Source organism: Streptomyces sp. 3MP-14 (genome assembly GCF_006334905.2).
GTDB lineage: Bacteria > Actinomycetota > Actinomycetes > Streptomycetales > Streptomycetaceae > Streptomyces > Streptomyces triticirhizae.
Genome location: NZ_VDLZ02000010.1, coordinates 108,100 through 121,336, shown reverse-complemented (window position 1 = coordinate 121,336; position 13,237 = coordinate 108,100). Strand labels below are relative to the sequence as shown.

The window sequence follows — 13,237 nt, the reverse complement described above, 5'->3', positions numbered from 1 at the left end:
GCCGCCCGAACCTATACCCACCCCGGCGCGCGCCCCGGGCCCGCGCCCCCGCTGAGCTGGCAGAATCGATTCTGGCGCCAACGACCGCTTCCAGGATCGAGGTAGGGCCCATGGCCGAGAGTCCGGAGAGGAAGAACAGCATGTCGCTGCTGGATCTTGCCGAGACGGTGTACCAGACCATGCCCGGCTACCGCCCGGAAGTTGTCGAAGGAAGACTGGTTGTGAATCTCCCCGCGGACTTCGGGCACGCGCGTGCCCTCACCCAACTGACGCTCGCCCTCGCGCCGCTGGAGACCCTGGGGGTCAACGTGGTCCAGAGTGTCGGGCTCTGGCTCCCCTCCGGCGACGACTATGTCGTCCCCGATCTCGCGGTCGTGGAGGAGGACGTGAAGGAGCACCTGGTGGCGTTCAACTGCTACGCACCCCATGTCTTCCGCATGGTCGTGGAGGTCACCTCAAGCAACCTCACCAGCGACATCGTGGCCAAGCCCCTCGCCTACGCGCGGGCCGGCGTTCCCGTGTATCTGATCGGGGACCGGCGGGCGCGGCGGGTGAGTCTGTTGACCGATCCCCGGGACGGCGAGTACCGGACGCGGTCCACCTACCGGCCGGGCGAGACCTTCGTCCTGCCGGAGTCGGTCGCCCCGGTCGGCTCGGTCGGCGAGAAGATCGAGGTGGGGGCCGACATCCTGCTGGGGCCGCCCGCCTAGGCTGGCGGGATGAGCGGTGAGAACGCTGGGAACGCTGAGAACAAGGCACTGGGATACGCGGATGTGCGGGCGGCCGGGGAGCGGATCGCCGGCGGGGTGCGGCCGGTGGCGCTGGCGCCGGCGGGTGAACGGGCCTGGTTCGCGCTGGAGTTCCTCCAGCACACCGGGTCGTTCAAGGCGCGGGGCGCGCTGAACTTCCTCACCGCGCGCCGGGCCGCCGGCCGGCTGCCCGAGGCCGGCGTCGCGATCGCCTCCGGCGGCAACGCGGGCCTGGCCGCCGCCTGGGCGGCGGCGCGCGAGGGGGTGCCGGCGACGGTGTTCACGCCGACCACGGCGCCGCCGGTCAAGGTGGCGCGGCTGCGGGCGCTGGGCGCCGAGGTGCGGCAGGTCGGCGCGGAGTACGCGGAGGCGGAGAAGGCGTGCGCCGCGTTCGTCGCGGAGCGGGGCGCGTTGGCCTCGCACGCCTACGACCAGCCGCTGGTGGCGGCCGGCGCCGGGACGCTGGTGGACGAGATCGTCGCCGCCCGGCCCTCGGTGACCACGGTGGTGGTCGCGGTGGGCGGCGGCGGGCTGCTGGCGGGCGTCGCGGCGGCGGCCGCCGAGCACGGGCTCGACGTGGTGGCCGTGGAGCCCGAGCGCTGCCGGGCGCTGCACGCGGCGCTGGCCGCCGGGCGGGTGGTGGACGTTCCCGTCGCCTCGGTGGCCGCCGACTCCCTCGGCGCCCGCCGGGTCTCGGCCGACGCGCTGTGGTGGGCCCAACAGCCGCATGTGCGCTCGGTGTTGGTGCCCGACGAGGAGATCGTCGCGACCCGGCGCCGGCTGTGGCTCGACCACCGGATCGCGGTGGAGCACGCGGCGGCCACCGCGCTGGCCGGGGCGCCGAAGCCGCCGCCGGACGGCGAGGTGTGCGTGGTGCTGTGCGGCGCGAACACGGACCCCTCGGACCTGGCGGGCTGACCGCCGGAGTGGCGGGGGCAGGGCCTCAGGCGCCTGATCCGGCGCCCAGCCGGGCGACATAGCGGGGCGCCAACGCCCGCACGCGGGACTCCGGGACGTCCCCCGCGAGAGCCTGGACGGCGAGCTCGGTCCAACACCCGTTGGCTCGGGCCGACGGGGCCACGGCCTTGGCCGCGTAGGACCCGGTGATCAGGACGTCCCGTTCACCGCCTCCGGCGGTCCCGGTCAGCTCGTCGAGCACGGCTCGCACTCCGTTGGGCGCGATCACGCCCAGGGGGCGGGTGGCACGGAACAGGTCCGTCTGATCGGCCCGTTCCCTCAGAGGTGTCACGTCGGCCAGCAGCCGCACCAGCCTGCCCGGCCTCGGCAAACTTGCCGAAAACCGGGATGTGCCAAGGAGTGGCAACTCCCGGTTTTTGGCACGTTCTCGGTGTCACACCCGTGCGATGCCATCGGCCCGCCGCACGGACTCCGCCTCGGGTCAGAAGACGGCCTCGGTCTCGTCCATCCGGTTCTGCGGGACGCGCTTCAGCTCGGCGGTCGCGTCGGCCAGCGGGGTCATCACGATGTCCGTGCCGCGCAGCGCCGTCATCATGCCGAACTCGCCCCGGTGCGCGGCCTCCACCGCGTGCCAGCCGAAGCGGGTGGCCAGCACCCGGTCGTACGCGGTGGGCGTGCCGCCGCGCTGGATGTGGCCCAGGATCACCGGCCGGGCCTCCTTGCCGAGCCGCTGCTCCAGCTCGGCGGCGAGCCGGGTCCCGATGCCGGTGAACCGCTCGTGCCCGTAGGGGTCGATCTCGCCACGCTCGTAGGGCATCGAGCCCTCGGCCGGCCGGGCGCCCTCGGCGACGCAGATCACGGCGAACTTCTTGCCGCGCTCGAAGCGGGACTCGATCATCTTGCACATCGCGTCGACCTCGAAGGGCCGCTCCGGGACGCAGATGCCGTGGGCGCCGCCGGCCATCCCGGCCTCCAGGGCGATCCAGCCGGCGTGCCGCCCCATGACCTCGACGACCATGACGCGCTGGTGGGACTCGGCGGTGGTCTTCAGCCGGTCGATCGCCTCGGTGGCCACGCCGACGGCGGTGTCGAACCCGAACGTGCGGTCGGTGGCGGAGATGTCGTTGTCGATGGTCTTGGGGACCCCCACCACGGGGATGCCGGCGTCGGCCAGCATCTTGGCGGCGGTCAGGGTGCCCTCGCCGCCGATCGGGATCAGGGCGTCCAGGCTGAGCTTGTGCCGGAACTGCTCGGCGTTGTCGCACGCCTCGCGCAGCCGCGCCCGCTCCAGCCGGCTGGAGCCCAGGATGGTGCCGCCCCTGGCCAGGATGCCGCTGACCTCGTTGATGTCGAGCGTGCGGTAGCGACCTTCGAGCAGGCCCTTGAACCCGTCCTCGAATCCGATCACCTGGTCCTGGCGATCCACCACGGCACGGTGCACAACCGACCGGATCACCGCGTTGAGACCAGGGCAGTCGCCGCCCGCAGTGAGAACTCCGATGCGCATTTTGGACCGCTCTTTCCTCGCTTGACGCTGGTTGGGTGGTGAGGGTGACCGGCCTCGCCTTCGGGGCCGTCGGGATTGTTTCACGAGAGGCTGTCCAGCGACCAACGCCGGCCGAACCCCGGACCAACGCTCGACGAGCACCGGCGGAGCACCGCCCGAGGGGCCGGCGGAGCAGCCCCCGAGGGCCCGGCGCGCGGGTCCGTTCCTGACCGGGTTACGGTCAAAAGCGACAAGGAGCGGGAGGGGACCTGTGCCAGGCAGCGTGTATGTGACCGGCATCGGCCGGGGTGACGGCCGGCAGCTGGTGGAGCTGGGTGTCATGGAGCTGTTGACGCGGACCGTGGACCGGGTCGGGCTCTTCCGGCCGCTCGCCCACGAGGGCCGCGCCGACCAGGTGGTGGAGCTGCTCCGCGCCCGCTACCGGCTGGGCCAGCCGCCCGAGGAGATCGTCGGCATGGGCTACCAGCGGGCGTCCGCGCTGCTGGCCGAGCGCGGGATGGACGAGCTGGTCACCGAGCTGGTGCGCGGGTACCACCGGGTGGCCGACGCCTACGAGGTGGTCCTGGTGCTGGGCACCGACTACGCGGACACCCAGCTGCCGGCCGAGCTGACGCTCAACGCCCGGCTGGCCAACGAGTTCGGCGCCCCCGTGCTGCCCGTCGTCGCCGGCGTGGCGCAGGACGGCGAGGCGACGGCGGCCGAGGTGCGGAACGCGCACAACGCGTTCACCGCGCTCGGCTGCGACGTGCTGGCGATGATCGCCAACCGGGTGCCGGCCGCCGAGATCCCCGCCACGGTGGCGGCGCTGGCCGGCCACCTTCCCGTTCCGTTCTCGGTGCTGCCGGAGGACCCGACGCTGGCGGCGCCGACGGTGGCGCAGGTCAGCAGGGCGCTGGGCGCCGAGGTGGTGTTGGGCGACCACGCGGGGCTGGCCAGGGACGTGCGGGACTACGTCTTCGGCGGGGCGACGCTGCCGACGTTCCTCGCCGCGCTGACCGAGGGCTGCCTGGTGATCACCCCGGGCGACCGGGCCGACCTGCTGGTGGGCGCGCTGGCGGCGCACTCGGCCGGCTCGCCGCCGATCGCCGGCGTGCTGCTGACGCTGGGCGACCGGCCGGACGAGGCGACGCTGCGGCTGGCCGCCCGCCTCTCGCCGGGAACGCCGGTGCTGTCGGTCGCGGCCGGCTCGTTCGCGACCGCGACGGAGCTGTCCGGGCTTGAGGGGCAGCTGACGGCGGCGACCCCGCGCAAGGCGGAGCTGGCGCTCGGCCTCTTCGAGACGCACGTGGACACGGCGGGCCTGGCCGAGCGGCTGTCGGTGGCGCGCGGGGACCGGGTGACGCCGATGATGTTCGAGCACGGCCTGATCGAGCGGGCGCGCACCGACCGCCGCCATGTGGTGCTGCCCGAGGGCACCGAGGAACGGGTGCTGCGCGCCGCCGAGGTGCTGCTGCGGCGCGGGGTGTGCGACCTGACGCTGCTGGGCGACGAGGCGACCGTGCGCCGCCGGGCGGCCGAACTGGGCCTGGATCTGGCCCTGTTGGGCGCCGACGAGGCGATCGACGGCGCGGCCGACGGCGCGGGCCCGGTGGCCCGGGTGGTCGACCCGGTGACCTCGCCGCTGCGGGAGCGGTTCGCCGAGATCTACGCGCGGCTGCGGGCGCACCGGGGCGTCAGCGAGGAGCTGGCGTTCGACGTGGTCTCGGACGTCTCGTACTTCGGCACGCTGATGGTGCGCGAGGGCCTGGCCGACGGGATGGTCTCCGGCGCGGCGCACTCCACGGCGGCGACGATCAGGCCGGCGTTCGAGGTGATCCGCACCAAGCCCGACGCGGCGATCGTCTCCTCGGTCTTCTTCATGTGCCTGGCCGACCGGGTGCTGGTCTACGGGGACTGCGCGGTCAACCCGGACCCGAACGCGGCCCAGCTGGCGGACATCGCGATCCAGTCGGCGCACACGGCCGCCGAGTTCGGGGTCACGCCCCGGGTGGCGATGCTCTCCTACTCGACGGGCACCTCGGGCTCGGGCCCGGACGTGGACAAGGTGCGGGAGGCCACCGAGCTGGTCCGCGCCGCCCGGCCCGACCTGCTGGTGGAGGGGCCGATCCAGTACGACGCGGCGGTGGAGCCGTCCGTGGCGGCGACCAAGCTGCCGGGCTCCGAGGTCGCGGGCCAGGCCACGGTGCTGGTCTTCCCCGACCTGAACACGGGCAACGCGACCTACAAGGCGGTGCAGCGCTCCGCCGGCGCGGTCGCGGTGGGCCCGGTGCTCCAGGGGCTGCGCAAGCCGGTCAACGACCTGTCGCGGGGCGCGCTGGTGCAGGACATCGTCAACACGGTGGCGATCACCGCCGTCCAGGCCCAGGAGGCGGCGGCCAGGACCGCCGCCCGCTCCCGAAAGGACGTCTCGGCAACGTGAACGCCACCCAGGTGCTGGTGCTCAACTCCGGTTCCTCCTCGCTGAAGTACCAGCTGCTGGACATGCCCGCCGGCCGCCGGCTGGCGACCGGGCTGGTGGAGCGGATCGGCGAGGACGGCCCGGGCCGGCTGGTCCACACCCCGGCCGGAACGAACGGCGACGGCGACGGCGACAGCGGGCGCAGGGAGCGCGAGCTGCCGCTGCCCGACCACGCGGCGGCGCTGCGCGCGGCCGGCGAGGAGCTGGCCGCCGACGGGCTCGGCCTGGACTCCCCCGAACTGGCGGCGATCGGGCACCGGGTGGTGCACGGCGGGCGGACGTTCACCGAGCCGACGGTGGTGGACGAGCGGGTGCTGGCGGAGATCGAGCGGCTGGTGCCGCTGGCCCCGCTGCACAATCCGGCCAACCTGGCCGGCATCCGCACCGCGCTGGCGATCAACCCGGACGTGCCGCAGGTGGCGGTCTTCGACACCGCGTTCCACACCACCATCCCGGACCACGCGGCCTGTTACGCGATCGACGCGGAGGTCGCGGCGGAGCACCGCATCCGCCGCTACGGCTTTCACGGCACCTCGCACGCCTTCGTCTCCCGCCGCACCGCCGAACTGCTGGGCCGGCGGCCCGAGGAGGTGAACGTGATCACCCTTCACCTGGGCAACGGCGCCTCGGCGGCGGCGGTGGCCGGCGGGCGGTGCGTGGACACCTCGATGGGGCTGACGCCGCTTCAGGGGCTGGTGATGGGCACCCGCTCGGGGGACATCGACCCGGCGGTGGTCTTCCACCTGTCCCGGGTCGCCGGGATGTCGGTGGCCGAGATCGACGAGCTGCTCAACTCCCGTTCCGGGCTGCGGGGGTTGTGCGGCGACAACGACATGCGGGAGGTGGTGCGGCGGATGGACGCCGGGGATACGCGGGCGCGGCTGGCGTTCGACGTGTACATCCACCGGCTGCGGTCGTATCTGGGCGCCTATGTCGCGGTGTTGGGCCGGGTGGACGCGGTGGCGTTCACGGCCGGCGTCGGGGAGAACGCGACGCGGGTGCGAACGGCGGCGGTCGCCGGCCTGGACGCCCTGGGGCTCGCGATCGACGAACGGCTGAACACCGCCGCCGTTCGCGGCCCCCGCCTGATCTCGCCGGAGTACGCTCGGGTTGCCGTCGCCGTGGTGCCCACGGACGAGGAACTGGAGATCGCCACCCAGGCATTCGCCCTGGTCAACGCCTGACCTCCGCTAACCTGAGCCCGCAAATTATTCCACCATGGAACAAAACGATAGGATCGCTTCCATGCGCCGCTCCAAAATCGTCTGCACCCTGGGCCCCGCCGTCGACTCCTTCGAGAACCTGAAGGCGCTCATCGACGCCGGCATGAACGTGGCCCGTTTCAACTTCAGCCACGGCAGCCACGAGGAGCACGAGGAGCGGTACCACCGACTCCGCAAGGCCAGCGAGGAGACGGGCCGCCCCATCGGGGTGCTGGCCGACCTCCAGGGCCCGAAGATCCGCCTGGAGACCTTCGCCGACGGACCCGTCGAGCTGCGGCGCGGCGACGAGTTCACCATCACCACCGAGGACGTCCCCGGCGACCGCTCGATCTGCGGCACCACCTACAAGGGCCTGCCGGGCGACGTGGCCAAGGGCGAGACGATCCTGATCAACGACGGCAACGTCTCCCTCCAGGTGCTGGAGGTGGACGGCCCGAGGGTCCGCACCATCGTGATCGAGGGCGGCGTGATCTCCGACCACAAGGGCATCAACCTGCCCGGCGTCGCGGTCAACGTGCCGGCCCTCTCCGGCAAGGACGTCGAGGACCTGGAGTTCGCGCTCCGGCTCGGCGCCGACATGGTGGCGCTGTCCTTCGTGCGGAACGCGGACGACGTGCGGGACGTGCACCGGGTGATGGACCGGGTGGGCCGCCGGGTTCCGGTGATCGCCAAGGTCGAGAAGCCGCAGGCCGTGGAGAACATGGAGGAGGTCGTCCTCGCCTTCGACGGGGTGATGGTGGCCCGGGGCGACCTGGCCGTGGAGTACCCGCTGGAGCAGGTGCCCATGGTGCAGAAGCGGCTGATCGACCTGTGTCGCCGCAACGCCAAGCCGGTGATCGTGGCGACCCAGATGATGGAGTCGATGATCACCAACTCCCGCCCGACGCGCGCCGAGGCGTCCGACGTGGCCAACGCGATCCTGGACGGCGCGGACGCGGTGATGCTGTCGGCGGAGTCCTCGGTGGGGCGCTATCCGATCGAGACCGTCAAGACCATGTCGAAGATCGTGGTGGCCGCCGAGGACGAGCTGCTCTCGCGCGGCCTCCAGCCGCTGGTCGCCGGCAAGAAGCCGCGCACCCAGGGCGGTTCGGTGGCCAGGGCGGCGGCCGAGATGGCTGACTTCCTGGACGCGCGGGCGCTGATCGCGTTCACCAAGTCGGGCGACACCGCCCGCCGCCTGTCCCGCTACCGGTCGGTGCAGCCGATCCTCGCCTTCACCACCGAGGCGTCGACCCGCAACCAGCTGACGCTCAGCTGGGGCGTGGAGACCTTCGTCGTTCCGCTGGTCAACCACACCGACGAGATGGTCGAGCTGTGCGACGCGGAGCTGTCCCGGCTCAACCGCTACGAGACCGGCGACACCATGATCATCACGGCCGGTTCGCCCCCCGGCGTGCCCGGCACCACCAACATGGTCCGGGTTCACCACCTGGGCGGCCACGGCGGCGCCTGAGCCCGTTCACCGCTCTCCTGCGCGGCACATCCCCGTCGGCCCGAGGTGCGGGCCGGCGGGGATGTGCCGTGTGGGGACGGGGAGTCGCGGTCTCTCGGGGCTGTCCTCGGGGCTGTCGGCCGAGGCTCTCAGGGAACGGTGGGGCCGTCCGCGGTGGTGTAGGAGTGCATCCCCTGCATCGAGAGGGTGCCGCCGAACTGCCCGGCCTGGGTGACGAAGACGTCGGTGAAGTGGGCGATCGGCAGGTCGAGCGGCGGCTGGTGCTCGGCGTCGAAGACCACCGGGATCACCCCGAAGAGGTTGCCCTCCAGGCGCTCGGTGTACATGGTCACCGTGCCGTCCCGGAACGTCGAGTTGGAGCCGGGCGCGGTCGCCACGTGGTAGCGGACGCCGCCCGGCGCGTCGACGATCTGGTGCAGGTCGCCGATGTCCAGCTTGTCGGCGGTGAACTTGAGCACCTGTTTGACGTTGCCGCTGGCCGTCGTCACGTTGACCACGCCGTGGTAGCTCAGGCCGCGCAGGGTCAGATAGGTGGCGTCCAGGTACCAGGACTCGTCGGGCAGGGTGAACGCGGTCTGCTCGTCGTCGCCCGGGACCCGCAGCTCCTCGGGGCAGGGGAACGGCTCGCCGGCGCCGGGGATCGTGTCCGCGTCGATCTCCCGGTCGTCCTCGGCGGCCTCGTCCTCGGCCGCCGCCCGCTCCTCCTCGCGGCGCTCCCGCTCCGCCTCGGCGGCCTCCTCGGCCTCGCGCTCCGCCGCCTCCGCCTCCTCGCGTTCGGCCGCCTCGCGTTCGGCCTCGGCTTCCGCTTCGGCCTCCGCCTGTCGCTGCCGCTCGGCCTCCTCGGCCGCCGCCTGCTCCTCCTCGCGGCGCTGCCGTTCCGCCTCCTCCTCGGCCCGGGCGGCCGCCTCGCGTTCGGCCTCCGCCTCGGCCGCTGCTTCCGCTTCCGCCTGGCGCTGCCGCTCGGCCTCCGCCTCGGCCTCGCGCTGCGCCCGTTCGTACTCGGCACGCTCGCCCGGAGTCAGCAGGTCCCAGACGCCCTCGCCCAGCTCGGCGAGGCCCTCGCCCAGGCCCAACGGGTCCCAGGGGTTGGGCCGTTGGGGCTCCTCGTCGGCCGGCGGCTCGGCGGGCTCCTCGTCGGCCGGCGGCTCCTCCGGCGCGGGCTCTTCCTCGGGCGGCGCCACCGGAGCCTCGTCGGCGGGCGGCTCGGCCGGCTCCTCGGCGACCGGCGGCTCCTCGGACCCCCCGGCCTCCTCGGCCGGCGGCTCCTCCGACCCGGCCTCCGCTGCCCCCTCGTCCTCCGACGAGGCGTCGGTCTCCTCGGCCTCCTCGGCCTCCACGCCCGCCGGCGGCTCGTCCGGCATCTCCACGCACGCCTCCCCGGCGAACGGGTTCTCCGGCTGGGGGTCGGCCTTCGCCAGCGGCGAGGTGAACCCCATGCCCAGCAGCGCGGCCGAGGGCATCGCGGCGAGGGCTATCGCCTTGCCGACCGGCATGTGCAGCCGGCGCAGCAGGGACCGCCGCGAGGCGGCGAGCCGGGCCGCCGCCTCGCCCTCGGCGGCGGATATGTCTTCAGTCGGCACGTGGGTTTCCCTTCCCCGGTTCATCCCCGTGGGCCCGCGCCGGGCCTTCGAAGGAGGCCAGCGCGCTGCCCGTGCCGGGCGTCAGGACCGGAGGCTCCCGGTCCGCGGTGTCCGCCTCGTCCGTCGTCGAGGCCACGGGCTCGCCCGGCATCCAGGCGATGCTCATGCCACCGCCCACCATGCCGAAGACGAAACCCACCAGAAATCCACCGAAGTTGGACACGACCAGCGAGACCAGCGACAGCAGGATCGCGGCCACGCCGGCGAATATGCGCACCTGCGGCTGGAACCAGATCGTCAGCCCCAACACCACCAGCAGGATGCCGATCACCAGCGACCCCGCGCCCGCCGTGGTGGCCATCCGGATGGTCAGCTGCCCCAACGTCAGGTTGGCATACGGGAGATAGGCGATGGGCAGCCCGGCGACGATGGTGAACAACCCGGCCCAGAACGGCCGCCCCCAGCGGAAGCGGCGGAAGGCCAGCCGCCCCCGGGCGACAAGCGACTCGGTGGGTGCGACATCGATGTTGGTGCTCACGGCACGTACTCCCCTTGGCGCGGTTCAGTGGCGGGACGCACGATACGGCGGTGCCCCTCCGGGGCAGAGACAGGCCCTCCGCCCTGCCCCAGGAGCGGTTCAGACCGTCAGAAGCACTCGTTCGCGCCCCGGTGCAGGGACAGGCTCAGATCGCTGAGCTTGAAGGTGCCGGCCGACGTCGCCCAGGCGGTCTGGCGCACGTCGTTCAACACCGCGCGGTCGGACTGCTGCGCGAACGACCCCGGCAGCACGCCGGCCTCGGGCGTGGGGCCCTTGGTCGTCTGGTCGGCCGCGACACCGATGTCGATGTTGGTGAAGGTGGCGTCCGCGTTCAACTGCTCCAGGTCGATGAAGAGGTTGTCCGCCTCGACCGGGTTGTCCGGGTCGGAACCCGCGCCGATCCGCACGGTGACGTCGCCGAAGAACGGGACGGGCAACACCACCGACTGGCACAGGTTGTTGATGGTGGCGTGGTCGAACGCGGAGACCGCGACCGGCCGCTCCTCCCCGCCGGCCGGGGTGACCATGGCCCCGTACTGAACGAAGCCCTCACCGTCCAGCCGGTCGACGCTGACCTTGAACTGCTGCCCCGACACGGCGAACGAGGCGGCGAGTGCCCCCTGGGAGAGGGCGACGCCTATCGCAGCGGTAGCGGCCACGCTCGGCACCATGACCAGACCGAAACGCCGCCATCTGGTGCCGCCGCGAGCCTGTGACTCCATGACTTCCTCCTTCTCGGACGAACATCTCCCTCGGACCCGGCGGTCGATGCGTGTACCGCCCGGGAACTCCGGAGGGGAGAGGTGCGTTGTCCCCGGCAGCAGCGCTCCGGTGACAGCCACTGGCCGCCGGGAGACGGCCTTCGGTTGCGCGGCACGACACCCGCCGCGGGGGCGGTGGGTCACACACCACGGCCGACGCGTGGCCGAGTCGGCCCCGCCGATCGTGGTCTATCTCACGGCGGGACACAAGAGGTTCGTTACTTGCCAGTAATGGCGATATGGCAGACCGGGGAGGATCGCGCCCGTTCATCCACGGAGGGTGTCGGGTCAGAAAGCGCCCATAGGCGCCTCAATGCCCCTCAATCGCCCCTGGTCTACCGGGAGTCCACACCCTATGTGACGGCGGCCACATTTACCAAGTTTTGGTAAAACGCGGCCGCCGTCGGTCGGATGAGTCGGGTTCAGCTCAGAAGAGCACCCGGGCCAGCGCGGAGCGCGCGGCGACCACCCGGGGGTCGTCGGGCCCCACCACGTCGAAGAGTTCCAACAGGCGCACCCGGGCGGCATCCCGGTCGTCGCCCGCCGTGCGCTGCACGGTGGAGATCAACCGGCTGAACGCGTCCTCGACATGGCCGCCCACCAGATCCAGGTCGGCGACGGCCAGTTGGGCCTCGACGTCCTCGGGCCGCTCGGCCGCGTCCTTCCGCGCCTGCTCGGCCGACGTCCCCTGCACCCGCGCCAGCAGCTTCGCCTGGCCGAGCCCGAGCGCGGCCTCGGTGTTGCCCGGCTCGGTGGCGAGGATGTTCTCGTAGGCCTGGATCGCGCCGTTCAGGTCGCCCGCGTCCAGCGCCGCGTGCGCGTGCGCCAACGCCGGGTCCGCCGGCGGCTCCACCGGCCCGGCCACCCTGGCGGCGGCGGCCGCCTCCGGGTCGACGGGCTGACCCACGATGCCGAAGCGCTCCTCGGCGGCCTGGATCAACTGGTCCAACACCTGCCGCACCTGGGGCTCGGGGGCCACGCCCTGGAAGAGCGGCAGGGCCTGACCGGCGATCACCGCGAAGACCGCCGGGATGCCCTGCACCCCGAACTGCTGGAAGAGCCGCTGGTTGGCGTCGACATCGATCTTGGCGAGGACGAACCTCCCCGCGTACTCCTCGGTGAGCCGCTCCAGCACCGGGCTGAGCTGCTTACACGGCCCACACCACTCGGCCCAGAAGTCGATGACGACCGGAACCTCGGCGCTGCGCTGAACCACCTCCTGCTCGAAGGTCGCCTCGTCGACGTCGATCACCAGGGAGACGGCGGCCGCCGGCGCGTCCGGCTGGGCCGCCCGCTGGGCGCGGGCCTGCTCGGCCTTCTGCTTGGCCTCGGCCGCGGCCTTGACCGCGGAGAGATCGACGGCTCCGCTCATGGACATGTTGCGTGGCTGCATGGCACCAGTCTCCCTCCTCCGGCGAGCGTTCCGGAACGAGGCCCTGGCCGGGCGGGCCTTCGGGGAAGGCCGAGCGGCCCGGGGGGCCGCCGGCCGGGACCGGGGGCGGTGGCCCGGACCGGAAACGGCCGGAGGCCGGTGCCGCTGCGCGGGGCCCTGGCCGGGCGGACACCGGCCGGGCGGGGCCTGGCGGTGCGGCGGGCCGGGCGGTGCGGGTGCCGGGTCGGTGCTGTGCGCGCGGCGAGTTGGGGCCCTGCGCGGCGGGCTCCGCCGGGTGGGCGGCGCGGATGCCGCGCTCACGCGCGGGGGGCGGGGGTGGCGGCCCGTGGCCGGGGCGCCACCGGCTCACGGCCCATGGGCGCGCCGCCTGACTCCCGCGCGCGGCGCGCCACCGGCGCCCGGGCCGAAGGCGCATCGCCCCGAAGCCGGCCAACGCGGCGCCGCACCGCGCACGGAGGTGCCCGTCGCCCGGGTACCGTCTCGCGGACCTGCGCCCCTCGGGCTGCGCCCGCCGGCAGCCGGACAGGCCGGAGGTCAACCGGCCCGGCACCGGCGTTGCGCCACGCACGGGGCAGTCCCCATGGCCGGGAGCCACGCGTCGCAGATCCGCGCCCGCCGGGACCCGGATGGGTTCGGAAGTCGCCAGACGCGGGGCGC

The 13,237-nt window shown here is 73.2% G+C and carries 11 protein-coding genes; 5 read left to right on the top strand and 6 right to left on the bottom strand.

Annotated elements, in window-relative coordinates; translation table 11 throughout:
• Window positions 1-110: 110 nt before the first annotated feature.
• Window positions 111-710 (top strand): Uma2 family endonuclease, encoded by a 600-nt coding sequence (locus FH609_RS17880; RefSeq protein WP_139668764.1) that lies wholly within the window; start codon window positions 111-113, stop codon window positions 708-710.
• Between the two features lie 9 nt (window positions 711-719).
• Window positions 720-1,667 carry a serine/threonine dehydratase gene (locus FH609_RS17875; RefSeq protein ID WP_139668762.1) on the top strand — a complete coding sequence of 316 codons (948 nt, stop codon included), beginning with the start codon at window positions 720-722 and terminating at the stop codon, window positions 1,665-1,667.
• A gap of 25 nt (window positions 1,668-1,692) precedes the next feature.
• Here FH609_RS17875 and FH609_RS17870 read toward each other — a convergent pair whose 3' ends face one another.
• On the bottom strand, window positions 1,693-1,998 hold the full coding sequence (locus FH609_RS17870; RefSeq protein WP_139668761.1) for a hypothetical protein: 306 nt from the start codon (window positions 1,996-1,998) through the stop codon (window positions 1,693-1,695).
• A gap of 150 nt (window positions 1,999-2,148) precedes the next feature.
• Window positions 2,149-3,174 carry an ATP-dependent 6-phosphofructokinase gene (locus FH609_RS17865; protein ID WP_122185114.1) on the bottom strand — a complete coding sequence of 342 codons (1,026 nt, stop codon included), beginning with the start codon at window positions 3,172-3,174 and terminating at the stop codon, window positions 2,149-2,151.
• Between the two features lie 250 nt (window positions 3,175-3,424).
• Between FH609_RS17865 and pta the strand changes: the two genes are divergently transcribed.
• From pta to pyk, 3 genes are all read left to right on the top strand, one after another.
• Entirely contained in the window at window positions 3,425-5,593 is a 2,169-nt protein-coding gene (gene pta, locus FH609_RS17860; protein ID WP_139668758.1) for a phosphate acetyltransferase, read from the top strand.
• A complete protein-coding gene (locus tag FH609_RS17855; protein ID WP_139668756.1) occupies window positions 5,590-6,816 on the top strand; it encodes an acetate kinase in 1,227 nt (408 codons plus the stop codon). The genes pta and FH609_RS17855 overlap by 4 nt, the downstream gene beginning before the upstream one ends.
• Before the next feature lie 61 nt (window positions 6,817-6,877).
• Window positions 6,878-8,308, top strand: coding sequence for a pyruvate kinase (gene pyk / locus FH609_RS17850; protein ID WP_139668754.1), 1,431 nt, complete (start codon window positions 6,878-6,880; stop codon window positions 8,306-8,308).
• A gap of 128 nt (window positions 8,309-8,436) precedes the next feature.
• On the opposite strand, the gene FH609_RS17845 is transcribed toward pyk, so the two are convergent.
• The 4 genes from FH609_RS17845 to FH609_RS17830 all read right to left on the bottom strand — a co-directional run bounded on the left by FH609_RS17845 (window position 8,437) and on the right by FH609_RS17830 (window position 12,580).
• Complete coding sequence (locus tag FH609_RS17845) at window positions 8,437-9,888, bottom strand: hypothetical protein (RefSeq protein WP_139668751.1); 1,452 nt, start codon at window positions 9,886-9,888, stop codon at window positions 8,437-8,439.
• Entirely contained in the window at window positions 9,878-10,426 is a 549-nt protein-coding gene (locus tag FH609_RS17840) for a DUF6114 domain-containing protein (RefSeq protein WP_226961769.1), read from the bottom strand. Before FH609_RS17840 ends, FH609_RS17845 begins: the two co-directional genes overlap by 11 nt.
• Window positions 10,427-10,533: 107 nt before the next feature.
• Entirely contained in the window at window positions 10,534-11,148 is a 615-nt protein-coding gene (locus FH609_RS17835) for a DUF6230 family protein (protein ID WP_139668749.1), read from the bottom strand.
• Window positions 11,149-11,614: 466 nt separating this feature from the next.
• A complete protein-coding gene (locus tag FH609_RS17830) occupies window positions 11,615-12,580 on the bottom strand; it encodes a tetratricopeptide repeat protein (RefSeq protein WP_139668747.1) in 966 nt (321 codons plus the stop codon).
• Window positions 12,581-13,237 lie beyond the last annotated feature (657 nt).